The sequence below is a fragment of the Sphingosinicella xenopeptidilytica genome (genome assembly GCF_042676985.1).
Classification (GTDB): domain Bacteria; phylum Pseudomonadota; class Alphaproteobacteria; order Sphingomonadales; family Sphingomonadaceae; genus Sphingosinicella; species Sphingosinicella xenopeptidilytica.
Genome location: NZ_JBHTIK010000008.1, coordinates 18,561 through 40,354 on the forward strand (window position 1 = coordinate 18,561; position 21,794 = coordinate 40,354).

21 protein-coding genes and 1 pseudogene are annotated in these 21,794 nt (G+C 66.0%); 15 read left to right on the plus strand and 7 right to left on the minus strand.

Features of this window, described 5'->3' with window-relative positions; all coding sequences use genetic code 11:
• Position 1: 1 nt before the first annotated feature.
• Positions 2–565, plus strand: coding sequence for a hypothetical protein (locus ACFQ00_RS12725; RefSeq protein WP_381491360.1), 564 nt, complete (start codon positions 2–4; stop codon positions 563–565).
• Here ACFQ00_RS12725 and ACFQ00_RS12730 read toward each other — a convergent pair.
• A complete protein-coding gene (locus ACFQ00_RS12730; RefSeq protein ID WP_381491362.1) occupies positions 548–988 on the minus strand; it encodes an addiction module antidote protein in 441 nt (146 codons plus the stop codon). The two genes, ACFQ00_RS12725 and ACFQ00_RS12730, sit on opposite strands and share 18 nt — an antisense overlap.
• A gap of 154 nt (positions 989–1,142) precedes the next feature.
• On the opposite strand from ACFQ00_RS12730, the gene ACFQ00_RS12735 reads away from it, so the two are divergent.
• Both ACFQ00_RS12735 and ACFQ00_RS12740 read left to right on the plus strand, forming a co-directional pair.
• Positions 1,143–3,275 (plus strand): TonB-dependent hemoglobin/transferrin/lactoferrin family receptor, encoded by a 2,133-nt coding sequence (locus ACFQ00_RS12735; protein WP_381491988.1) that lies wholly within the window; start codon positions 1,143–1,145, stop codon positions 3,273–3,275.
• Between the two features lie 17 nt (positions 3,276–3,292).
• Positions 3,293–4,300: a DUF6607 family protein gene (locus ACFQ00_RS12740; RefSeq protein ID WP_381491991.1), complete on the plus strand. Its 1,008-nt coding sequence runs from the start codon at positions 3,293–3,295 to the stop codon at positions 4,298–4,300.
• On the opposite strand, the gene ACFQ00_RS12745 is transcribed toward ACFQ00_RS12740, so the two are convergent.
• Entirely contained in the window at positions 4,287–5,555 is a 1,269-nt protein-coding gene (locus ACFQ00_RS12745; RefSeq protein ID WP_381491365.1) for an MgtC/SapB family protein, read from the minus strand. The genes ACFQ00_RS12740 and ACFQ00_RS12745 overlap by 14 nt on opposite strands.
• Before the next feature lie 146 nt (positions 5,556–5,701).
• On the opposite strand from ACFQ00_RS12745, the gene ACFQ00_RS12750 reads away from it, so the two are divergent.
• Positions 5,702–6,760, plus strand: coding sequence for a hypothetical protein (locus tag ACFQ00_RS12750; RefSeq protein ID WP_381491368.1), 1,059 nt, complete (start codon positions 5,702–5,704; stop codon positions 6,758–6,760).
• A gap of 42 nt (positions 6,761–6,802) precedes the next feature.
• On the opposite strand, the gene ACFQ00_RS12755 is transcribed toward ACFQ00_RS12750, so the two are convergent.
• Positions 6,803–8,245: a DEAD/DEAH box helicase gene (locus ACFQ00_RS12755; RefSeq protein ID WP_381491371.1), complete on the minus strand. Its 1,443-nt coding sequence runs from the start codon at positions 8,243–8,245 to the stop codon at positions 6,803–6,805.
• Positions 8,246–8,521: 276 nt separating this feature from the next.
• Here ACFQ00_RS12755 and ACFQ00_RS12760 point away from each other — a divergent pair, with 276 nt between their 5' ends.
• Positions 8,522–9,094 carry a LysE family translocator gene (locus ACFQ00_RS12760; RefSeq protein WP_381491374.1) on the plus strand — a complete coding sequence of 191 codons (573 nt, stop codon included), beginning with the start codon at positions 8,522–8,524 and terminating at the stop codon, positions 9,092–9,094.
• 61 nt (positions 9,095–9,155) lie between these two features.
• Here the strand turns inward: ACFQ00_RS12760 and ACFQ00_RS12765 are convergent.
• Both ACFQ00_RS12765 and ACFQ00_RS12770 read right to left on the minus strand, forming a co-directional pair.
• Positions 9,156–9,248, minus strand: a pseudogene (locus tag ACFQ00_RS12765) (PEP-CTERM sorting domain-containing protein); the annotation flags it as partial.
• Between the two features lie 698 nt (positions 9,249–9,946).
• Entirely contained in the window at positions 9,947–12,085 is a 2,139-nt protein-coding gene (locus ACFQ00_RS12770; RefSeq protein ID WP_381491377.1) for a M3 family metallopeptidase, read from the minus strand.
• Positions 12,086–12,254: 169 nt separating this feature from the next.
• Here ACFQ00_RS12770 and ACFQ00_RS12775 point away from each other — a divergent pair, with 169 nt between their 5' ends.
• The 8 genes from ACFQ00_RS12775 to ACFQ00_RS12810 all read left to right on the plus strand — a co-directional run bounded on the left by ACFQ00_RS12775 (position 12,255) and on the right by ACFQ00_RS12810 (position 18,044).
• Complete coding sequence (locus tag ACFQ00_RS12775; protein WP_381491380.1) at positions 12,255–12,977, plus strand: heme ABC transporter permease; 723 nt, start codon at positions 12,255–12,257, stop codon at positions 12,975–12,977.
• Positions 12,974–13,108 (plus strand): heme exporter protein CcmD, encoded by a 135-nt coding sequence (gene ccmD, locus ACFQ00_RS12780; protein ID WP_381491383.1) that lies wholly within the window; start codon positions 12,974–12,976, stop codon positions 13,106–13,108. The genes ACFQ00_RS12775 and ccmD overlap by 4 nt, the downstream gene beginning before the upstream one ends.
• Positions 13,105–13,563 (plus strand): cytochrome c maturation protein CcmE, encoded by a 459-nt coding sequence (gene ccmE, locus ACFQ00_RS12785; protein ID WP_381491386.1) that lies wholly within the window; start codon positions 13,105–13,107, stop codon positions 13,561–13,563. Before ccmD ends, ccmE begins: the two co-directional genes overlap by 4 nt.
• Before the next feature lie 59 nt (positions 13,564–13,622).
• Complete coding sequence (locus ACFQ00_RS12790; RefSeq protein ID WP_381491388.1) at positions 13,623–14,474, plus strand: diacylglycerol/lipid kinase family protein; 852 nt, start codon at positions 13,623–13,625, stop codon at positions 14,472–14,474.
• Positions 14,475–14,567: 93 nt separating this feature from the next.
• On the plus strand, positions 14,568–16,472 hold the full coding sequence (locus ACFQ00_RS12795; protein ID WP_381491391.1) for a heme lyase CcmF/NrfE family subunit: 1,905 nt from the start codon (positions 14,568–14,570) through the stop codon (positions 16,470–16,472).
• A complete protein-coding gene (locus ACFQ00_RS12800; protein ID WP_381491394.1) occupies positions 16,469–17,008 on the plus strand; it encodes a DsbE family thiol:disulfide interchange protein in 540 nt (179 codons plus the stop codon). The genes ACFQ00_RS12795 and ACFQ00_RS12800 overlap by 4 nt, the downstream gene beginning before the upstream one ends.
• Positions 17,005–17,376 (plus strand): cytochrome c-type biogenesis protein, encoded by a 372-nt coding sequence (locus tag ACFQ00_RS12805; RefSeq protein WP_381491396.1) that lies wholly within the window; start codon positions 17,005–17,007, stop codon positions 17,374–17,376. The genes ACFQ00_RS12800 and ACFQ00_RS12805 overlap by 4 nt, the downstream gene beginning before the upstream one ends.
• The gene (locus ACFQ00_RS12810) at positions 17,373–18,044 is read left to right on the plus strand and encodes a tetratricopeptide repeat protein (RefSeq protein ID WP_381491398.1); all 672 of its coding nucleotides are present in this window, start codon (positions 17,373–17,375) and stop codon (positions 18,042–18,044) included. Before ACFQ00_RS12805 ends, ACFQ00_RS12810 begins: the two co-directional genes overlap by 4 nt.
• 45 nt (positions 18,045–18,089) lie before the next feature.
• Here the strand turns inward: ACFQ00_RS12810 and ACFQ00_RS12815 are convergent, their stop codons facing one another.
• Positions 18,090–18,248: a YdcH family protein gene (locus ACFQ00_RS12815; RefSeq protein WP_374595476.1), complete on the minus strand. Its 159-nt coding sequence runs from the start codon at positions 18,246–18,248 to the stop codon at positions 18,090–18,092.
• Between the two features lie 245 nt (positions 18,249–18,493).
• Here ACFQ00_RS12815 and ACFQ00_RS12820 point away from each other — a divergent pair, with 245 nt between their 5' ends.
• Both ACFQ00_RS12820 and ACFQ00_RS12825 read left to right on the plus strand, forming a co-directional pair.
• Positions 18,494–18,691: a YdcH family protein gene (locus tag ACFQ00_RS12820; RefSeq protein ID WP_381491401.1), complete on the plus strand. Its 198-nt coding sequence runs from the start codon at positions 18,494–18,496 to the stop codon at positions 18,689–18,691.
• 61 nt (positions 18,692–18,752) lie between these two features.
• A complete protein-coding gene (locus ACFQ00_RS12825; protein ID WP_381491404.1) occupies positions 18,753–19,307 on the plus strand; it encodes a tetratricopeptide repeat protein in 555 nt (184 codons plus the stop codon).
• 55 nt (positions 19,308–19,362) lie between these two features.
• On the opposite strand, the gene ACFQ00_RS12830 is transcribed toward ACFQ00_RS12825, so the two are convergent.
• Complete coding sequence (locus ACFQ00_RS12830; RefSeq protein ID WP_381491406.1) at positions 19,363–21,774, minus strand: TonB-dependent receptor; 2,412 nt, start codon at positions 21,772–21,774, stop codon at positions 19,363–19,365.
• Positions 21,775–21,794: the final 20 nt, after the last annotated feature.

Sequence of the window (21,794 nt, forward strand, 5' to 3'; positions counted from 1 at the left end):
AATGACTGCGCCTGACAATGGTTTCGAATCGCTGGGAACGCTGGGCGAGGATGTGCTTGCTGAGGTGGTGCGCGAGGGCGAGCTTCTGCTTTCGAGCCAGCTTCAGGCCGGTATTGCCGCCGATCAGCGTGCGCTGACCTTCGCGGGGTTTGCAACGACGGCGGCGGGTGCGGTGTTCGGCCTCGTGATCGCCAATCCCATGCCGAAGGATGTTTTGCCGCCGACACTCGTTGCCGTGCTCGGCCTCACGCTGGCGACGGCGCTGCTTGTCGCCGTGGTGATGGCGATCCTTTCGGCACTGCCGCGCCAGTTCTTTTTTCCCGGTAACGAACCTGCGAACTGGGCACCTGAACACTGGTCCTTGCCCGCGTCCGCGCCCCGGACGCTGAAGGCTGCGCGTGTCGAGCAGGCGCAGGTGCTGCAGGCGATGATCACCGCCAACAAAGCGGGCGCGGAACGGCAGGCGAAGCTGATCCGCCGCGCGGTGTGGCTGGCGTTCGGCGCGGCGATCGCGGCGCTGGCGGCGGCGATGGCGGCCTACGTGGTCCTAGCCGTCGCGGCTTGAGCAGGCCGACGCCGCTGCGCGCGGCGGCAGCGCGCGGGCGAAGGCGCTGAGCGCGGCATAGGTCGCGTCGCGCGCCTCGGCATCCAGCATTTCACGGCAGGCGGTGTCGAAGCGCGGTCGGTCGTTTGCTGCGGCCGCCGCCGTCATTGCCGACAGCGCCATCTCGTCAGGCCCCAATCCCCGGCAGCAGGGCGGGCTGATCAGGAAACAATCCGGCCAGTGATCGCCCACGATCTGCACGGCGGTGAGGAGCCGCGTCGCAGCGAGCGGGCTGCCCAGCCGTTCGGCGAGCGCCTCGCGCGGGTCGTGGCCGGCGCGCTGGCAAATAACGACCAGCCGCGTGCCCATCACCATGTGCATCGGCGTGCGCGCGAGATCGCGCAGGTCGGGCTTTCTGAGCAGGTCCTCGAGCGGGTTCGTCATTCGGGCTCCATGAATTGCACATGCGTCTCATTGACAGGTGTCGAGAATCGATTCTAATGAGAATCAGTTGCAGTAGCAATGGTGACATTTGAGTTTGGGGGTGACAGTGACTTCAGCTTCGCGGGCCGCGTTGGCGGCCGCTCTTTGCTATGGAATGACGGTGGGCGCGGCGCACGCGGCGGAGGACGCGGCAGGGCTCGACGACGGCACGATCACGGTGACCGCGACGCGCAGCCCGATCTCGATCGACGACGCGCCGGCGGTGGTGACCGTGATCGACGAACAGCGCATTGCCGACGAACTCGTCACCGACATCAAGGATCTCGTCCGCTTCGAGCCCGGCGTTTCGGTGCGCCGCGCACCCGCGCGCTTCGGCGCCGCGCTCGGCACCACGGGCCGCGCGGGCAACGAGGGCTTCACGATCCGCGGCATCGGCGGCAACCGCGTGCTCATCCAGGTGGATGGGGTGCGTGTGCCCGACGGCTTCAGCTTCGGCGCGCAGGGCGTGGGGCGCGGCGACTATGTCGATCTCGGTCTCGTGAAATCGGTGGAAATCCTGCGCGGACCGGCCTCGGCGCTTTACGGCAGCGACGGGCTTTCGGGCGCGGTGAGCTTCGTGACGAGCAACCCTTCGGACATATTGAAGGAGGGGCAGAGCTTCGGCGGGCTGGTGCGCGGCGCGTACAGCTCGGCGGACGAGGAATATAGCGGAACGGCGATCCTCGCCGCGCGCGGCGGCACCGTCTCCGGCATGGTCGCTTACACGCGGCGCGACTACAAGGAGCTCGACAACAAGGGCACCGACGACCGCACGGGATCGCTGCGCACGACGCCGAACCCGCAGGACGGCAAGTCCGACGCGGTGCTCGGCCGCCTCGTGTGGGAGCCGGGTGGCGGACACAAGGTTCGGCTGACCGGCGAATATGTCGATACGTCGCTCTATGCGAATGTACTCTCGGGTCTCAGCACGACGGTCGACCGGCTCGAGGCGTGGGACACGGGCAAGCGCGTCCGCGCGGCCGCCGACTGGACGTGGGAAGGCGAAGGCGCGATCGATTATGCGCGCGTCGGCGCCTACTGGCAGGACGCCAAGGACCGGCAGTATACCGAGGAGGACCGCACCCCCGCGGCGGACCGCACCCGGCTCAACACGTTCGACAACCGCGTGATCGGCGCGTCGGCGGAATTCCGTGCGGGCTTCTCGACGGGCGCGATCGAGCATCGTATCAGCTTCGGCGGCGACGTCAGCGAAACCCGGCAGAAGGGCGTGCGCGACGGCACGGTGCCACCGTTCGGCGAGACCTATCCGACGCGTGCCTTCCCGGTAACCGACTACACGCTTGCGGGCCTTTATGTGGGCGACGAGATCAGCTTCGCGGACGGCATCGTAACGCTGTTCCCGGCGCTGCGCTTCGATCACTACAAGCTTTCGCCCCAGGACGATCCGCTGCTGCCGGCCTTCGCGGGCGCGGGGCAGAGCGATTCCCGTGTGTCGCCGAAGTTCGGCGTCGTGGTGAAGCTCGGCGAGGCGGTGCGGTTGTTCGGCAACTATGGACGCGGCTTCAAGGCGCCAGAGCCGAGCCAGGTGAACCAGTTCTTCTCGAACCTCGCCTCGGGCTACACCTCGATCCCCAACCCGAACCTCGGGCCGGAAAAGAGCGAGAGCATCGAAGGCGGCTTCCGCGTGACGAGCGATGCAGTGCGTTTCGAAGCGAGCGTGTTCCACGCGAAGTTCGACGACTTCATCCTGCAGAAGGTGGTGAGCGGCAGCTTCACACCGACGGACCCGGCGATCTACCAGTTCGTCAACGTCAATGCCGCGAAGGTGGACGGCGCCGAGGCGAAGCTGGAGGTGAAGCAGGGCGGCTTCACCGGTACGCTCGCGATCAGCTACGCTGACGGCACGCTGACCAACGAGGCGGGTGTCAAATCGCCGCTCGACACGATCGACCCGCTGAAGGTCGTGGCCGGGATCGGCTACCGCGAGACGGAAGGCCGCTTCGGCGGGCAGCTGATCGCGACGTTCGGCGCGCAGAAATCCATCGGGGATGCCGTCGGCGCGTGCAGCACCGCCTGCTGGCGGCCGGGCGATTTCCTGATCTTCGACGCGACCGCGTTCGTGCGGATCGGCGAGGCGGTTACCCTGCGCGCGGGCATCTTCAACATCACCGACAAGAAATACGCGTGGTGGAGCGATGTGCGCGGCGTCGGCGACAGCTCCGCGATCAAGGACGCCTACACCCAGCCCGGACGCAACGCGAGCGTCTCCGCGACGTTCCGCTTCTAAGCCCAAGGATGAGCATGATGAGACCGATCTACCAGACCATCGGCGCAAGCCTGTTCGCGCTCGCCATCGCCGTTTCACCCGCGCTGGCCGACAAGCCCGTCGGCGAACGCAGCGTCGTAGCGGAGGATCTGGCGTTCAAAGCCGACCGCGCCGACATCCTCGCCATGGCGGGCAATTACCGCGTGCGCTTCGAGATGCAGGAATCGACGCCGTGGACGACGGACTACACGCCGCTCGAACCCAAGCGCTCGGGCGGGCACGAGGTCGTGCGCGTGATCGAGGATACCGGCCGCCGCATCGTGCTGCAGCACCTGCTCGTGGTGGAGGACGAGAACGACAAGTCCTTCATCATCAAGCACTGGCGGCAGGATTGGGACTACGAGCCCGCGAAGGTGCTGGTGTACGCCGGCGACGGCAACTGGGTGTGGGAAGAGGTGCCCGAGCGGATGCGCGCGGGGCGCTGGTCGCAGACGGTGTGGCAGGTGGACGACAGCCCGCGCTACGCCGGGTGGGGCCAGTGGGAAACGCAGGCGGGCATCCGCCGCTGGCGCTCCAACTGGACATGGCGGCCGCTCGCGCGCCGCGACGCGATCCGGAATCCCGTCTATGACCGCTACTTCTCGATCAACCGCCACCAGCCGACGCCCACGGGCTGGATTCACTGGCAGGACAACACCAAGATGGCCGAGGAGAACGGCAAGCTGCGCCCGATCGTGCAGGAATATGTGCTGAACACCTACACGAAGTTCGACGGCTACAACGTCAAGGCGGCCGACGATTACTGGGCGAAGACGAAAGCCTATTGGGCAGCCGTGCGCGGCGTGTGGGACGAGGTCGCGGCAAAGCGCGGCGGTATCCACATCGCCGAGAAGGCCGACACCGGCACCGTCATCTCCGGGCGCCTTCTGGAGATCGCCGACGAGGTGAACGGCGGCAAGCTGAAGGATGCGGCGGCGATCAGCGAGGCGCGCAAGCTCATCACCGAGGCGACGGCACAGCCGCCGCAGGCCGCTATCCAACAATAACCAGTGCCGCGAGGCCGACGCCGCCTGCCGCGCAGCTGAACATCAGCGTCGCGGCGGCGGCCCAGCCCTTGCGCCAGCCGGCGAGGCCGATGCAGATCGCGGCCTTGAACGCCGTGTTGAGCAGGATCGGCACGCCGAGCACCGCGCCCGCAGTGACGGGATCGAGGCTGCCCGGCGTCAGCGTTCCCAGCGTGACCGTGGCGGCATCGACATCGAATGTGCCGGTGAGCGCGATGATGACGCCGAGCCCGGCCTCGCCGTAGCGGGCCTCCGCCCAGCGCGCGAACAGCGCTGCGCCCGCGATGAGCGCGGCAAAGCCGAGCGCGGGGAGAATGTCGAACGGGTTTGCCGACGTCATCGGCGCGGCGCGCGAGGGCGCATGTTTGTTGTGCCGCATGACGAACGCCGTGGCGGCAAGCGCGGCAAGCCCGCCCGGCACCACGATCCACGCCAGCGTCGTCACGACGAACCCCGCGACCGCGGCGGCAAGGACGAGCGTACGCGCCATCATCACCGCGCCTGCGAGCGCGATGCCGGCAATCGCGGGTGCGGGCGGATCATCACCTTCGGCAAGACGCCTGGCGAGCGCGGCCGTGGCGGCCGTGGACGAGACGAGCGCGCCCGCCGCCGCCGTGGCGAGCGTGCCGCGCACCTCGCCGAAGCGCTTGGCAGCGACGTAGCCGACGAACGACAGGCCGGAGACGAGCACGACGACGAGCCAGATGCTGCGCGGGTTCCACGCGTCGTAGGGGCCGTAGGCGGCATCGGGAAGGAGGGGCCAGACGACGATGGAGATGAGCGCGAAACGCGCCACCGCCTTCACCTCGGCAGCGGTGAGGCCGCGAATCCACGCATGGAGCTCGTCGCGCATCGAGAGCAGCAGCACCATCACGCCGGTGCAGACCAGCGCGACGAGCACGTTGCCTGTCGTCGTCAGCATACCGAGTGCGAGCGTGATGAGCCCGGCAATCGTGGTGGTGGCGCTGACGTTGCCGTCCTCGGCCATGTCGCGCCAGTAGCCCGCCACAAGCGCGATCCCGGCGACGGCGGCAAGCAGCGTCGCCAACATGTCGTGGCCGGCTTCCAGCGCGATTCCGGCGATGCCGCCGAGCAGGCCGAGCAGGCCGAACGTGCGGAAACCTGCAACGCGCCCGCCCGCTCGCTCGCCGCGCGCGCTCCAGCCGCGTTCGACGCCGACGAGCAGGCCGAGAGCGAAGGCGATGCCCACATCGCGAAGGGGCGTGAGGTCTTCCATGACGCCTGAACTATCACAGCTTTACGGCGCGCGAAGCGGCAATCGGCAAAAGCCGATGGCGAACAAGGGGTTGAAGTCACGCCATGTTCATGAAAATCATGGCAATCACGAAATGAGAGTTGTTTACGGGCACAGGGGGAATTTGCATGGCGGATACACGCATCGGCATCGTCAAGCGGATCATCTGGCCGGCGAAGGCATCGCTCTTCGCGCTCATCGGCGGCGCGGTGGGGCTGTTCGGCGATCTCGTGAACTTCTTCGCGGAGTTCCTTTCAGCCGACATACTCGTGCTGGTCTTCGCGGTGATCACCGGCGTCGCGGGGCTGCTCTGCTTGCAGCGCGCGTTCATGGTGAATGCGGCGGACGACACGGCGGTGGATGAAGTGGTGCAGTGCACGCAGTGCGATGCCTTCCGCTTCGGCCTGTTCGCGACCGCCGCGTTCATCCTCCTCATGCTGGTGGGGCAGGGGCAGTCCGCGACGGAAGCGGTCGGGCGGCAGCTCGGGCTCATCAAGGAAGACACGGCGGTGATCCGCGATCAGGTGGGCGATCTTCATGCGATGGCACAGCCGCAGATGATCATCGACAATCCGAAATCGGCGCAGGATCATTTCAACAACGCGTGGATTTACCAGAACATGCAGCGGAATCCGGGCAAGGCGTTCGCCGAGATGCAGGCGCTGTACGCGGATTATGCCCCGAAGAAGCTCGACGCTGCGCAGCTCTATTTCGATGCGGGCAATGCGGTCACCGGCCGTACGCAGCTCGTGGAGGGTATGCAGGCACTGGCGCGCAAAACGGGGGACGCGACGCTGCTGGTGATTGCCGCGCGCGCCGCGCCGAGCGAGGAGGCGGGCAATGCGATGGCCGCTGAGGCGCAGGCGATGGACCCGGCGCTGCCGTTCGCGTGGTGGGACATCATGCGGCCGAAGACGATGCGGGTGACCGACATGACCCAGCGCGGCGCGGCGGCGCAGCTCGTCCGGCTCACCGCCGATCGCGAGATCATCGAGAAGTTCCGCGCGCTCTACAACGCACAGCCCGCGCAGCACTGGTATTTCCTGCCGCAGTACGCGGGCGATATGGAAAGCATCGCCCGCCAGCAGTCCGAAGGCCTTGCGAACAACATCGCCACCTATGACGACATTGCAAGCGGCCGCCTCGCGCAGCGGGTGCGCGAGGAATATCAGCAGAAGAACCGGTAAAGGCGCGGCCCCTCTCTCCGTCGGGAGAGAGGGGTTGACCGCCTAGCGGCCCTGGCGGCGTTGGCCGCCGCCGGGATTGCCGCGACCGCCGCTGTTGCCACCGCCGTGCGCGGGCTTGGCCGAATATTTCGGCTTGGGCGCGCCGAAATGGCGGCGCTGACCGTCACGATCGCCTTCGCGGCGCTCGCCGCCGCCGGAACGCTCGCCGCGATGGCCGCCGGGTCCACCACGATGGCCGCCGTCGCGGCGGCCGTCACGACGCTCGCCGTGCGAGAAGCCGCGCTGGTCGCCGCTGTTCTCGCCCGTGCGCGCGACCGGCTTCGCGATCGCCGCGGCGCGGGCGAGGAAGTTCTCGGGAAGCGGCATCGGCTCCAGCTTCTGGCGGATCAGCCGCTCGATATCGCGCAGGTACGTGCGCTCGTCACCGTCCGAAACCAGCGCGATGGCGATGCCCTCGCGGCCCGCGCGCGCGGTGCGGCCGATGCGGTGCACATATTGCTCCGGCACGTTCGGCAGCTCGAAGTTGAACACGTGGCTGACGCCCGGCACATCGATACCGCGCGCGGCGATATCAGTGGCGACGAGGATCTTGATTTCGCCCGAACGGAACAGGCCGAGCGCACGCTCGCGCTGCGGCTGCGATTTGTTGCCGTGGATCGCTTCCGCCGCGATGCCCGCACCCTTCAGGTGGCGGACGACGCGGTCGGCGCCGTGCTTGGTGCGCGTGAAGACGAGGCCGCGGTCCATGTCGGCGCCGAGGTCTTGCAGCAGGAGCGTAAGGAGCGCCTGCTTTTCCGAGGCGTTCACGTGGATGACGTGCTGCGCGACGCGCTCGGCGGTCGTCGCCTGCGGCTTCACTTCCACCTTCTGCGGTTCGGTGAGGAACTGCGCGGCAAGCTCCGCGATCGCGGGGGGCATGGTTGCCGAGAAGAACAGCGACTGGCGCTTCTTCGGCAGGATGCGGACGATACGGCGCAGCGCGTGGATGAAGCCGAGATCGAGCATCTGGTCGGCTTCGTCGAGCACGAACACCTCGACCTGCGAGAGATCGAGCGCGTTCTGGTCAACAAGATCGATCAGGCGGCCGGGGGTGGCGACGAGGATGTCGACGCCACGCTGCAGCGCGCGCACCTGGCGCCCGATCGGCACGCCGCCGAACGCCGTGGTGATGGTGAGGCGCAGGAACTTGCCGTAGGTGCGGAAGGATTCGGCGATCTGGCTGGCAAGCTCGCGCGTCGGCGCCAGCACCAGCATACGCGACGTGCGCGCCTTCAGCGGCTTGTAGGTCTGCGACAGGTAGTCGAGCGAGGGCAGCGCGAACGCAGCGGTCTTGCCGGTGCCCGTCTGCGCGATGCCGAGCAGGTCATGACCCTTCATCAGGATCGGGATCGCCTGCCGCTGGATCGGCGTGGGGACGGTGTAGTTGGCTTCGGTGAGCGCCTTTTCGATACGCTCGCCCAGGCCGAACTGGAGAAAATCAGTCATTTCAATCTTTCAAAAACATGTCCGTGCCGCGCAGCCGAAATGGCGCGCGGACGCGAAGCGGTGTCGTGACGACCCGCGTGACGAGGGGAAGCCGGTGGGCCGAACCGTCTGAAGACGCGCGCTCAATCCCCGAAGGAAGCGATCACGCCGGGCGCGTCAGGGCCTTATCGGCCGACGTTCGGTCACGGCGGCATGTGGGGGAGAAATGTGGCGGCGTCAAGGCGCGGATTTGCGGTGGGTCAAGTCGGGCGGCGCGGCACGGCGCTACGCAGGGATATGACTGATCCCTTTTTCTTCCTGGCCGCCGTGTTCGCATTGCTCGCCGTGCCGGGGCCCACGAACACGCTGCTCGCGGCGTCAGGCGCGACCGTGGGCGTGCGGCGTTCGCTGCGGCTCGTTCCAGCCGAGCTTGCCGCCTACACGCTGTCGATCGGGGTGCTCATTGCGGCGCTCGGCCCGCTGATGGTGCGCTATCCGATGGCCGCCGCCGCGGCGCAGCTTGGCATTGCGCTCTATCTTCTGGCTGCCGCCGTGCGCTTCTGGGCGTGCGGGGCGCATGGGGAGCAGGGCGGGGTTTCGGTGCGGCGCGTGTTCGTGACGACGCTGATCAATCCCAAGGGCCTGATATTCGCACTGACCATCTTTCCCCATGAAGCGCTGGCGCGCGCATTTGCCTTGTTCGCGCTGATATGCGTGCCGGTGGCGTGCGGCTGGATCGCGCTTGGGGACCGGGCGGGGCGCCTTGGCGGACGCTTCGCGACGCCGCGACGCGTCTACCGGATCACGGCGGCAGCGCATGTGGTGTTCGCGGGCCTGGTCGCGAACGGCGCGCTGCACGCGCTCTCCTGAGCGGCAAAACAAAACGGGCGCCCGTTTCCGGACGCCCGTTTTCGTGACGAAGATCGTCTGATCAGCCGCGGCGGCGACGCGCCATGCCGACACCCATCAGGCCAAGGCCGAGGAGGCCGAGCATCGCGGGCTCCGGCACGTCCGTCGGCGGCGGCGTGGTCGAATCGCTGAAATCGAAGCGCACCTGCTTGATTTCTGCCCACACCGGTCCGGTCGAGCTGAACGTGAAGGAGTTCACACCCGGCTCGGCGAAGGTGATCGTGAAGAAGTTATTGCCGTTGTCACCGAACGATCGCGTGAAGCCGTCACCGAAATCGACAGTGCCGCCACCGCTCTTCTTCACGCCGATGATGTTGAGAACGAGCGTCGTGAAGGCGATGCTGTTGTCCTGGAAATCGATCGTCATCGTGTTGAAGCCGTTGCCGGCATCGTCAACGATCTTGGCCTGCCCGCCGGCTTCGTAATCGAGCGCCTCGTTGCCGTAGACATAGATGTAGGTGGTGGGGCGCCCATTGAGGCAGCCCACGACGCCGTCGTTGATCGCGGCAGGGCGCGGATCATCGCAGGAGTTGAAAAGCAGGTTGTTGCCCGTGCCGCTGGCGCTGTCCACGACGCCGATGACCGTGGCGGACGCATTGGACGCGCTCATGCCGATCAGGGCGGCGGCGGCCATGCTGAGTGAAATCGTCTTCATGTCTCGTCTCCTGTCGGGCGGTGTTTGACATACCCCGTCCCGGTACACGTGCGTAATGAAGCAAGTCTCGTGCCATCAGCCGGAGACCCGCAGAAACCCTTGATTTGCGATTGATTTTCAATAACTTTCGTAAGAGTCTCCGACACTTTCAGCGCCGCTCAATCGGTCGGAAAGCCCCGGTTCCTCAGCAGCGCCTCGACCTGCGGATCGCGACCGCGGAACGCACGGTATGCCTCGGCGCGGTCGATGGCGTCGCCGGTCGCAAGGATGATGTCCTTGAACCTCTTCGCCGTCGCGGCATCCCACGGATCGCCCGCCTCCTCGAACGCCGCCCAGGCGTCCGCCGCCATCACGTCCGACCAGAGGTAGGAGTAATAGCCCGCCGAATACGCATCGGATGAGAACAGGTGGCCGAACTGCGGCAGGCGGTGCCGCATCACGATTTCCCTCGGCATCCCGATCTCGCCGAGCATGGTCTTTTCGGCCTGCGCAGGGTCGATCACGCCCGATGGGTCCATGTGGATCTTCATGTCTACGATCGCCGAGCCGAGGAACTCGACCGTCTCGAAGCCCTGGTTGAAGGTCTCCGCGGCCTTCAGCTTGTCGATCAGCGCCTGCGGCATTTTCGCGCCGGTCTTGTAGTGGCGCGCATAGGTATCGAGGATTTCGGGGGTCAGCACCCAGTTCTCGTGCACTTGGCTTGGGAATTCCACGAAGTCGCGCGGCGTGCCGCCGAGCGACGGATAGGTGGTGTCGTTGGAGAGCGCGTGGAGCGCGTGACCGAACTCGTGGAACAGCGTGCGCGCATCGTCGAGGCTGATGAGCACGGGGTCCCCCGGCGCGCCCTTCGTGAAGTTGTTGTTGTTTGAGACGATCGCGTCGCGCTGGCGACCCCCGAGCTTGTCCTGCCCGCGATAGGTGCTCTGCCAGGCGCCCGAACGCTTGTACTGGCGGGCGAAATCGTCGCGGTAGAGATAGCCCACGTGTGTGCCGTCCGCTGTGTTCGTAACGTGATAGACGCGCACGTCCGGGTGGAACGTGGGGAGCGTGCCGGTGATCTCCTTGAAGCTGTAGCCATAGAGCTTGCCCGCCATGTGGTAGGAGGCGGCGATCATGTTCTCGAGCTCGAAGTAGTTCTTGAACTCGTTCTGATCGAGGTCGTAGCGCGCCTTCCGCACCTTCTCCATGTAGTAGCGGTAATCCCACGGTTCGATCGTGAGCTTGGCGCCCTCGCTGTTCGCGAGTTTCTGCATGTCAGCCACTTCCTCGGCGACGCGCGCGCGGGCGGCAGGCCAGACGCGCATCAGCAGGTCGAGGCCCTTCTGCGGGTCCTTCGCCATCGTGTCCGACATGCGCCAATGCGCGTGGCTCGCGTAGCCGAGCAGCTTGGCGCGGTCGGCGCGCAGCTTCACGATCTTGCGGATGTCTTCATGCGTGTTGTTGGTGTTCGCATTGTCGCCGCGCATGATGAAGGCGCGCCAGACCTTCTCGCGGAGCGCGCGGTTGCTGGAGAAGGTGAGGAATGGATCGACCGCCGAGCGCGTGTTGACGACGGCGTAGCCGGACAGCTTGCGTTCTGTGGCGGCAGCCTTGTAGCCGGCGATGAGCGCAGGCGGCAGACCGCCGAGGTCGCTCTCGCCGAGCGTGACCCACGTGTCTTCGTCCGCCTGCACCTTGTTGCCAAAATCGTTGAAGAGTGTGGCGAGCTGCTGGTTGAGCTTGCCGAGTTCGGCCTGCTTTTCGGCGGGCTGGCTCGCCCCGCTGCGCACGAAGTTTTCGTAGCTCTTCTCGACGAGGCGCTTCTGTTCGGCGTTGAGGCCGCTCGTCTCGCGCGTGTCGTAAACCGCCTTCACGCGTTTGAAGAGTTTCGCATTGAAATTGACCTTGTCTTCCACCGCTGAAAATTGGGGCAGAAGCTCCGCCGAGATGGCCTGATGCGCAGGATCGTTCTTGCTCCAGCTCATCACGAAGAACAGCGTGGCGAGGCGGTTCAGCGCTTCGCCACTCTTTTCGAGCGCTTCGAGCGTGTTCGCAAAGGTGGGCTTGGCGGGGTTGTTCGCAATGGCGTCCACCTCGGCGAGCAGCTGTGCCGAGGCTTTGTCGAACGCCGGCTTGAACAGGGGCGTCTGCACCTTGTCCCACGGCGGCACGCCGCCATTCGGACCCGTCCATTCGGCGAGCAGCGCATTGACCGCCGCATCGGAAACCGCAGCAGCTGGCGGTGTTTCGGCGGAAGCGGGGAGGGCGAGGGTCACGGCAAGCGCGGCGGCGCCGGCAAGAAGGCAGGAACGAAGCATGGAACTCTCCAGTGGGGGATCGCCGCCACGCCCTCGGGCATCATCCGGATTTGACCTGTGACAATGCGCTCGCTTGGCCGGACGGCAGACATGACGTCATACTTGCCGCCTGCACCCGCTGAGCGCAAGCGCTGGCGGCGGGTGCAAACAGTGCGTATGAGACAGGCTGATGCATCGGTTCGCAAATCCCGCCCGGTTCCTGAAGATCGCCCGCCCGCTGACGGTGGTGGCGCTCGTGCTTGGTTTCGCGCTTACGGCGGTGGGGCTGTGGTGGGGCGTGTTCCACGCGCCGCCCGACTATCTGCAGGGCGAAAGCGTGCGCATCATGTACCTGCACGTGCCGACCGCGTGGATCTCGATGGGGAGCTACCTCGGGCTCGGCATCGCGGGGATTACCATCCTCGTGTGGAAGCATCCGCTCGCCGAGGTGGCGCTGGAGGCGCTGGCGCCGGTGGGCGCGGTCTATGCGGGCGTTTGCCTGCTCACAGGATCGATCTGGGGCCGCCCGACGTGGGGCACATGGTGGGTTTGGGACGGCAGGCTCACCTCGATGCTGGTGCTGTTCTTCCTTTTCCTCGGCGTTGTCGCGCTTGCAGGCGCGTTCGACGAACGCAGCCGGGGCGCCCGGGCGGCGGCGGTGCTCGCGATCGTAGGCCTTATCAACCTGCCGATCATCAAGTTCTCGGTCGAGTGGTGGAACACGCTGCACCAGTCCGCCTCGATCACGCTCCGAGGCTCCAGCATCCATCCCGACATGCTCTATCCGCTGCTGACGAGTGCCGGCGGGCTCGGCTTGCTGATGGCGGCGGCGGTGCTGATGCGGATGCGCGCGATCATCGCCGAGCAGCGCATCGCCGCGCGGCGGGCGCGGCTTGCGGGAGATGCGGCATGAACGCGCTGCCCTTCGTGATCGCGGCCTATGCGGTAGGCGCCATCGGCATAGGCGGTGTGCTCGTGTGGAGCTGGGTTTCGATGCGCCGCGCCGAAAAGGCGGCAGACGCGCTGCGGGGAGAACGGCGATGAAGCCCAAGCACCAGCGGCTCGTGCTCGCGGGCGCAGCTGTGGCGGCGCTCGGCATCGCGGCGGCGCTTGCGCTGCCTGCATTGCAGGACCAGGCGGCGTATTTCTATGCGCCCGCCGACGTGGTGGCGAAGGGTGTGGCGCCGGGGCAGGCGATCCGGCTCGGTGGGCTGGTCGAGAAAGGTTCGCTGACACGCAGCGCCGATGGGCTCACCATCCATTTCCGTGTCACCGACCGGCTCGAATCGGTGCCGGTGGACTACACCGGCATCGTGCCCGACCTGTTCCGCGAAGGGCAGGGCATGATCGCCGACGGCCGCTTCGACGCGGACGGGACGTTCAAGGCCGAAACGCTGCTCGCCAAGCACGACGAGAAGTATATGCCGCCCGAGGTGGCGAAGGCCGTTGAGAAGGCCGAGGCGGCGGCGAAGGCAAGGCCTGAGAAACCGGCACCTTAGAGTTTTCTTCACCTTACCCCGGCATCGTTTCCGCCCTCGACAGGGAACACCCGGCGGCGATGACGGTCCAGATCATTTCGAACCCGGTTTCGGGCGGCTTTTCGCCGCAGCGCATCCTTGCGCTCGAAACGGCTTTTCGAAAGCGCAGCCATGCGCTCGCCTACGGGCACAGCGCGCCGGGGACTGCGATCGCGCTTGCCGACGATCTCAGCCTCGTCTGCGTCGTGGGCGGCGATGGTACGTTGCGGCATGTGGTTTCGGCGCTGCGGCAGGCAAAAGCCGATGTGCCGATATGTGCCTATCCTGCCGGGACCGTGAATCTCCTGGCGCGCGAGGCGGAGTACCCGATCGATCCCGACGCATTCGTCGAGCGCGTGTCGTGTGCGGATCGCAGACGCAGGGGCTTTGCCGGACGCATCGGTGAGCAGCTTTTCCTCGTCTGCGCGAGCGCGGGGCCGGACAGCTATGCGGTGGCGGGCGTATCGTCGCGCCTCAAGCGCTGGATCGGCCGCGCCGCCTATGGCGCAGCATTCCTAAGCGTGCTGTTGCATTGGCCGCGCCCGCGAATCGTACTCGATGTCGATGGGCGGCGGATCGTCTGCGAGGCGTTCTACGTCGCCAAAGGCCGGTTTTTCGCGGGACCGTGGAGCTTCGCGCGCACCGCCTCGATCAACGACGAGACGCTGCATCTCGTCGCGCTGACCCGCGCGCGGAGGCGGGACTACGCGCGGTTCATGTGGGCGTTGCTGCGCGGCAAGCCGGTGGACCGGCTGCCGGGCGTCCTAGCACAGCCGTTCGACACGCTGAGCGCGGCGAGCGATGCGGATGTGCCGGTGCAGGCGGACGGCGACACCATCACCGCCCTCCCCACCACGATAGGCATTCACGACGGCATCATTCACTACGCATAGGTGGCTCCTGCCGCCGCAGGCGTGACGAAAGCGCGCAAGCGGGCTGCATTGCGCGCGCGCCGGTGCTAAGGCGCTGACAATGAAAATTCCGGGGTGGCGCCAACAGTGATTCCCGAGATCGGCCATGCAGCCTTGTGGCTGGCCGCAGGGCTTGCGCTCGCGCAGGCGCTTGCGGGATTCCGCGCCGATGGCGGACGCATCGCTGTGCCCGCTGCGCTCTTGCAGGGTGTGCTCTGCGCCGTCGCCTTTGCGGCGCTGACGTGGGCGTTCGTGAAATCCGATTTCTCGGTCGCGCTCGTTGCGGGCAACAGCCACACTGCGAAGCCGGAGCTCTACAAGTGGACGGGCGTGTGGGCGAACCACGAAGGCTCGATGCTGCTGTGGGTCGCCGTGCTCGCCGTGTTCGGCGCGCTCGCCGCGATCCGTGCGAAGGGACTCGGTGAGCGGTTCCGCACGGTGATGCTCTCTGCGCAGGGCTTTATCGCGCTCGGCTTCTACGCCTATCTGCTGATCGCCTCGAACCCGTTCGCGCGCATCGTGCCCGCACCGATCGAGGGTTCAGGCATGAACCCCCTGCTGCAAGACCCCGGCCTCGCGTTCCACCCGCCGCTGCTTTACATCGGCTATGTCGGGCTTTCGGTGACCTTCTCGTTCGCGGTGGCGGCGCTGTTGCTGAACCGCGTGACGCCGGAATGGGCGCGTGCGGTGAAGCCGTGGGTGCTCGGCGCGTGGAGCTTCCTCACAGCCGGAATCACGCTCGGCAGCTTCTGGGCCTACTATGAACTCGGCTGGGGCGGCTGGTGGTTCTGGGATCCGGTGGAGAACGCCTCGCTGATGCCGTGGCTGGCGGCGACGGCGCTATTCCATTCGGTGGGCGTGCTCGCGGCGCGCGGCGCGCTCAAGAACTGGACGCTGCTGCTCGCGGTCGTCGCCTTCTCGCTCAGCATGGTCGGCACGTTCATCGTGCGCTCCGGCCTCCTCACATCGGTCCACGCCTTCGCGGTTGATCCGGAGCGCGGCATCTTCCTGCTCGTGCTGCTGGCGATCTACGTGGGCGGCGCGCTCACGCTCTATGCGCTGCGTGCGGGCACGGTTACAGCCGGCACGTCGTTCCGGCCGGTGAGCCGCGAAGGCGGCCTCGTCGTCAACAACCTCATCCTCTCGGCGGTGTTGGGCGTCGTGTTCCTCGGCACGCTCTATCCGCTGTTCCTTGAAGCCGCGACGGGCGAGCAGGTCTCGGTCGGCCCGCCCTATTTCCAGACGGCGCTGCTGCCGCTGCTGCTGCCACTCGTCGCGGTGATGGCGGCGGGGCCGCTGATGCGCTGGCGGGCGATGGATTGGGCGGGGCTCGGTCGGCGGCTCGTGCCCGCGCTGGTGCTCGGCATCGCAGCGATCGGGATTGCGCTGGCGCTGGGGATGCGGAGCCCGCTCGCGCTGGCGGGCGTCGCGCTTTCAGCGTGGCTCGCGGCAGCGAGCATCATGATCTTCCGCGGACGGAAGCTGAAGCGCGTCCGCCGCATTCCGGCGAGCGTATGGGGCACGGCGCTCGCGCACCTCGGCATCGCCGTCACCACGCTCGGCATTGCGGTGAGCGGCGCGGGGACGATCGAGACGCTGGCGAACCTCGCACCGGGCGGGCGGCTGAGCGCGGGGCCGTATACGGCGCAGGTCGACGACATCCTGCCTGCGGCGGGGCCGAACTACACGGCGATCCGGGCCATGCTCAGCGTGACCGGGCCGGATGCAACCATAGTGCTTGCGCCCGAACGGCGGACGTTCGTGAATCCCGGCAACGAGACGACGGAAACTGACATCTGGCCGCGTCTCACCGGTAACCTCTACGCCGTGCTCGGACCCGGCGACGGCAGCGGGCGTTGGCAGGTGCGGCTGGTGTGGCAGCCGATGATCGCGCTCATCTGGATCGGCGGCATGATGGCTGCGTTCGGCGGGCTCATCTCGATGATGCAGGGCCGCAGACGGCGGGAGGACATGGAATGACTGTGAGACGCATCGCGCTGGTCTTGCCGCTCCTGATGTTCCTCGGCTTCGTGGCGCTTGCCGTTTACCGCATGGGCGAACCGCAGCAGCGCGTGATCGCATCGAAGATGGTTGGCAAGCCCGTGCCTGCGATGGACCTCGTCGGCATGGACGAACTGCACCCCGGCCTCAACGACGGCGATCTTCGGCAAGGGACGGTAACGCTGGTGAACCTGTTCGCGAGCTGGTGCGCGCCCTGTCGCGTGGAGGCGCCGCAGCTGAAGCAACTCGCCGACAAGGGCGTGGTGATCCACGGTATCGCGGTGCGCGACACACCGGAGAATATCACGGCGTTCCTGAAGGATCACGGCGATCCGTTCCGCCGCATCGGCATGGACCCGAACAGCAAGGCAGTGTTGAACCTCGGCGCGTCGGGCCTCCCCGAGACGTTCCTGATCGACGGCAAGGGCATCATCCGCAAGCAGTATATCGGCCAGATCCGGCCCGAGCAGGTTGCGGAGATCCTGAAGGATATTGACGAGGCAAAGGGCTCATGAGGGCGCTGCTGCCGCTCGCCTTCCTGGTGCTCACGGCCGCTGCCGAGGGGCCGGCGCTGCCGCCCGCGCAGGAAGCGGCGGCGCGTACGCTGATGCACGAGCTGCGCTGCCTCGTCTGCCAGCACCAGTCGATCGCCGACAGCGACGCCGACATGGCGGCGGACATGCGCGCCGTCGTTCGCGAACGAATCGCGGCGGGCGAGAATCCCGAACAGGTGAAATCCTACCTCGTCAGCCGCTACGGCGACTACGTGACCTTCGATCCGCCGAAGACGGGCGCGAACCTTGTGCTGTGGGCGGCGCCGCTGCTGTTCCTCGCGATCGGTGCCGTTGCCGTCTGGCGGCTCTACCGGAGGAAGGGTGCATGAGCGGCTGGATCGCCATCGCCGTGCTGACGCTGCTGACCGGCGCGGTGCTGTGGCGGATGAAGATGCCGCTGCTGCCGGTGGGTTTCGCACTCGCCGTGGGGCTGGCAGGCTATCTGCTGACGAGCAATCCGGCGCTACCGAGCAAGCCCGCGCCGCCGCGTGCGATCGACGCGAACGCCGCGCCACAGCTCGAAGCCGCGCGCCAGCGGCTCCTGCAGAACACGGGCGACGTGGGCGCGTGGCTGTTGTTCGCCGATATCCTCAGCCATCAGGGCAAGACCGAGCAGGCCATCGAAGGCCTCAGCATGGCTGCGAAGGCGATGCCCGATGTGCCGGACCTGTGGGTCGGGCTCGGCAATGCGCTGACGCGCCATGCCGATGGTTTCATCACGCCGGCTGCGCGGCTGGCATTCGGCCGGGCGTCGGTGATCGCTCCCGATCATCCCGGCCCGCCCTATTTCCTCGGGCTCGCATGGCTGCAGGCGGGCGAACCCGACGAGGCGCTCAAGGTGTGGCAAGACCTCTATGCGCGCAGCCCGAAAGATGCGCCTTACCGGCCCGAACTCGAACGGCTCATGCGCGGCGCGCGCGCGATGATGGCGGCGGGCATCGATGGCGGCCGCTTCCCGGGCGCGGATGACAACGCGCCCGCGCTCGAACAGCGTTAAGCCGAAAGGTTCTGCGGACGGATGCCCGTCAGCGCGGCAATCGCCTCAGCGGATGCCGGCTATGACCTCTTTCAGCCTCAGCTTTTCTTTTTTCCATTGTGCGATGAGAAGTTCGTCGGGTAGCGGTCGGTGGACTTCCTGATTGATCTGGCTTTCAAGATTGGCGTGTTTTTCCGAAAGCGCAGCCAGGTATGTGTCGACCATAGTCCGATCTCCTCTGCTCTGAAGTGCATCAGGATGAGCGAGTGGACCACATTTCGAAGCGCTTGTCAGCGGTGAAGCGGTGAAGCGCGCATTTACCACAATCTGTGGTGAAAGAGGGCTATTCATCCCCAGAATCTGGGCGATATGCCGCCCGCGCATCAAAACGACTCGCAGCGACCGCGCGCGCGCTTATGGTAGCGCCATGACCAGACGACTCGCGAACCGGCGGACGGAGTGCAGACAACGTGGATGAAAGCGACGTGAGGGAGCGCCTCGAGTCGCTGCTCGAGGAACACCGCGATCTTGATGCCGCCATTGATGCCATCCGCGCCCTGCCCGGCAGCGACCAGCTCCAGCTTGCCCGCATGAAGAAGCGCAAGCTGCGGCTGAAGGACGAAATCGAGAGTCTCCGCGATCAGCTGCTGCCGGATATCATCGCCTAGAATCGAAGGCTTTTCGGGTGTAGACTGCACCGCATCGTTTCCCTGACAGGGAGGTGGTGCCATGACGAAGAGACTGTGGTTCGCGGCCGTTCTGGTCGTGTTTCCCGTCGCGGGGGCCGCAGACGCGGCTGTGACCATCCTTGGCGACGGCTATGCTCGCAAATGCTACGAAGCAGCCGAGTTCAACCGCGCCGGGCGTACGGCGTTTGCGGACTGCAACCTTGCGCTGAAGCAGGACGCGCTCTCCAGTTCCGAGCGGGCGGCAACGCATGTGAACCGCGGCATCCTGTTCATGCAGGGCCGCGACTATGCAAATGCGATTGCCGACTACGACACGGCGCTCGGGATCGATGACGACCTTGCCGAAGCCTACATCAACAAAGGGATCGCGGTGCTGCACCGCGGCGGCAGCGAGACGCTTGCTGTCGATCTGCTGTCGCGCGGTATCGCGCTGACGCCGAGCCGGCTCGAGATCGCGCTTTATGCGCGCGGTGTCGCGTACGAGAAGCTCGGCCGTGCCCGCGAGGCTTATCTCGACTATCGTGAGGCGGCTGCCCTGAAGCCCGACTGGCCGGAGCCCGCGCAGGAGCTGACGCGTTTCAAGGTGATTGAATAAGCCGGCAGGAGAAATATGCCCGCCCGGTGCATGTCCGGGCGGGCGAGGCGCAGGGTTAGAAGCTCGTGCGAACGGTGAGGCCGTAGGTGCGGGGATCGCCCGGCTGGCCGACGACGAGACCGGTGTTGCTCGGGCCAAACGTAAGCTGCTCGAAGTAGTTCACATCGAACGCATTGCGGACCCATCCGTAGATATTGAACCCGCTATCGTCACGGAAACCGAAGCGGAAGTTGGAGAGGGCGTAGCCCTTGACCCACGTGTACGCCGACGGCGAGGGATTCGACGAGAAGTTCGACCGGTAGTTGCCGTCGAAGCCAAGGAAGACCTCTCCGTCCCGGCCAAGCAGTTTGACGGGTGTATTGGTTTCGGCGCCATACGAGAACGCCCACTCCGATACACCGGGAAGCCGCTTGCCGGAGATGTCGCAGTTCGCCGGGCTGAGGCCCGGTGTGCCAGGCGCTGCCGGCGTCTGTCCGGCGCCGACGGTGGTGCCGCCCGCGAGTTCCGGCGGGCACGGCGCATCGACGAAGCGCTTGTATTTCGCGTCGGTGTAGGCGCCGCTGGCGTAGGCCTGGAAGCGGTCGCTTGCCCGAACCGAGAAATCCACCTCGACGCCTTGTGAGCGGACTTTGCCTGCGTTTGCGAGATAGCCGCGCAGCACGCCGAGCTGACCGTTGGTCACGGTTGCCTGGTAGTTTTTCACATCGGTCCGGAAAATCGCGAGGTTGAGCGTCGCCCGGCGATCCCAGAACTGTGTCTTGAGGCCCGCTTCCCAGTGGTTGACCGATTCCGGTTTCACCGTGCCGGCTTCGTAGATGGGCTCTCCGGCCGCGTTGGTCGGAAGGCCGTTCTGGTTGACGCCGCCGGTTTTGAAGGTCTTGGCGTAGGTTGCGTAGGCGCGAATGTCCTGCGTGACTTCATAGCTCGCCGTCAGGTCATAGCTGAAGTTCCAGTCGCTGAACGTGGGCGCGGAAACCTGCGGCGCAAATACACCGCGCTGCGCGACCTTTCGCGGATCGGTTTGACCGAACAGCACAGGGTTGCCGTCGCCATCGAAAACGGTGCGCTCGTAGTAGCCCGATTTCTTGTCGTAGTTGATCCGCGCGCCCGGCTGGATGGTGAAAGCATCCGTCACCTTCCAGCTCAGCTGTCCGAAGATGGCGGCGCTGGTGTGCTTCAGATACTGGGTGTTGTAGGCGGTGAGACCGTCGAGCACCGACGGATCGAGCGAGAGCGGGTCGGAGGGGCTCAGCGTCCAGCGGCTGGATGCCGGACCGTGCTGTTCGGTACCCTGCGTATCAACCCGCTGCTTAAGGCCGAAAGCGCCCACCACGAAGTCGAACTTGTCGCCTTCGTATGCGTAGCGAAATTCCTGCGTATACTGGTCGTGCTGCGACGGGTTCTGCGATTTCGAGACGATGGCAAGCCCCGTATAGTCTCGGTCGTTCTCCGGCTTCCAATCCCAGAAGCGCCAGGCGGTGACCGAGGTCAGCGTGCCGGGTCCGACATCCCATTTCGCCCGCAGCGAAACGCCGCCCGTTTTGTTTCCGGCGTTGAGGTTGGCGTCGATGTCGGTCAGGCGATCGAAGGGATTGGTGCTGACGACTGCGTAATTCTGAAGCGCGGCCAGAGCAGCATACTGCCGCCCGGTCGAACGCTGCGTGGCCCCGGTGCGAACATACACGGTTCCGCAGCATTCGGGGTTCTGCTTGTTGAAGTCGCCGGCAAGGGTGATGTCGAGATTTTCGTTGGGCCGGAACAAGAGCTGTCCGCGAAGACCAATATTGTCCTGCTCGTTGATCCAGTTTCCGGTCGTGACGTTGAAGATCGTGCCCCTGCGGCTCGTACCCGAAAACGCGATGCGCGCTGCGACCTTGTCGGAGAGGGGGCCGGAAATCGCCGCCTTCGCCTGCTTGAAGGCGAGATTGCCGACGGTCAGCTCGGCCTTGCCTTCGAAATCGAACGTCGGCTGGTTGGTCGTGATGTTGATGGCGCCGGCGGTGGTGTTCTTGCCGTAAAGTGTTCCCTGCGGACCGCGCAGCACTTCGATGCGGTCGACATCAAGAAAGTCGAAAACCGAGGATGACGCACGCGCATAATAGACATCGTCGACATAAAGGCCGACGCCCTGGTCGATACCATCCGTGGTGAGGCCGAACGGCGCGCCGAAGCCCCGGATATTGACCGCCGAGTTGCGTGGGTTCGAGGAATAGAACTGTACCGAAGGCGCAAGCTGCTGAAGCTTGCCAACATTGAAGGCGCCGGTTTCATTGATCTGGGCGCCGGCAATAACCGAAATGGCGAGCGGCACATCCTGAATATTCTCGGCGCGGCGGCGGGCAGTGACGACGATAGCGTCGCTGATGTCCGGCGCTTCGGCGACGGATTCTTGAGCGAACGCTATCGGCGCCGCAAGGATGAACGAAGGCAGGACTGCGGACGCAGTCAACAAAAAGCGGGCGATCATTAGAAAACTCCCTGTTTGAT

Coding starts and splice junctions, on each gene's coding strand:
- ACFQ00_RS12725 (WP_381491360.1), top strand. CDS start 2: ATGACTGCGCCTGACAATGGTTTCGAATCGCTGGGAACGCTGGGCGAG.
- ACFQ00_RS12730 (WP_381491362.1), bottom strand. CDS start 988: ATGACGAACCCGCTCGAGGACCTGCTCAGAAAGCCCGACCTGCGCGAT.
- ACFQ00_RS12735 (WP_381491988.1), top strand. CDS start 1,143: ATGACGGTGGGCGCGGCGCACGCGGCGGAGGACGCGGCAGGGCTCGAC.
- ACFQ00_RS12740 (WP_381491991.1), top strand. CDS start 3,293: ATGAGACCGATCTACCAGACCATCGGCGCAAGCCTGTTCGCGCTCGCC.
- ACFQ00_RS12745 (WP_381491365.1), bottom strand. CDS start 5,555: ATGGAAGACCTCACGCCCCTTCGCGATGTGGGCATCGCCTTCGCTCTC.
- ACFQ00_RS12750 (WP_381491368.1), top strand. CDS start 5,702: ATGGCGGATACACGCATCGGCATCGTCAAGCGGATCATCTGGCCGGCG.
- ACFQ00_RS12755 (WP_381491371.1), bottom strand. CDS start 8,245: ATGACTGATTTTCTCCAGTTCGGCCTGGGCGAGCGTATCGAAAAGGCG.
- ACFQ00_RS12760 (WP_381491374.1), top strand. CDS start 8,522: ATGACTGATCCCTTTTTCTTCCTGGCCGCCGTGTTCGCATTGCTCGCC.
- ACFQ00_RS12770 (WP_381491377.1), bottom strand. CDS start 12,085: ATGCTTCGTTCCTGCCTTCTTGCCGGCGCCGCCGCGCTTGCCGTGACC.
- ACFQ00_RS12775 (WP_381491380.1), top strand. CDS start 12,255: ATGCATCGGTTCGCAAATCCCGCCCGGTTCCTGAAGATCGCCCGCCCG.
- ccmD (WP_381491383.1), top strand. CDS start 12,974: ATGAACGCGCTGCCCTTCGTGATCGCGGCCTATGCGGTAGGCGCCATC.
- ccmE (WP_381491386.1), top strand. CDS start 13,105: ATGAAGCCCAAGCACCAGCGGCTCGTGCTCGCGGGCGCAGCTGTGGCG.
- ACFQ00_RS12790 (WP_381491388.1), top strand. CDS start 13,623: ATGACGGTCCAGATCATTTCGAACCCGGTTTCGGGCGGCTTTTCGCCG.
- ACFQ00_RS12800 (WP_381491394.1), top strand. CDS start 16,469: ATGACTGTGAGACGCATCGCGCTGGTCTTGCCGCTCCTGATGTTCCTC.
- ACFQ00_RS12805 (WP_381491396.1), top strand. CDS start 17,005: ATGAGGGCGCTGCTGCCGCTCGCCTTCCTGGTGCTCACGGCCGCTGCC.
- ACFQ00_RS12810 (WP_381491398.1), top strand. CDS start 17,373: ATGAGCGGCTGGATCGCCATCGCCGTGCTGACGCTGCTGACCGGCGCG.
- ACFQ00_RS12815 (WP_374595476.1), bottom strand. CDS start 18,248: ATGGTCGACACATACCTGGCTGCGCTTTCGGAAAAACACGCCAATCTT.
- ACFQ00_RS12825 (WP_381491404.1), top strand. CDS start 18,753: ATGACGAAGAGACTGTGGTTCGCGGCCGTTCTGGTCGTGTTTCCCGTC.
- ACFQ00_RS12830 (WP_381491406.1), bottom strand. CDS start 21,774: ATGATCGCCCGCTTTTTGTTGACTGCGTCCGCAGTCCTGCCTTCGTTC.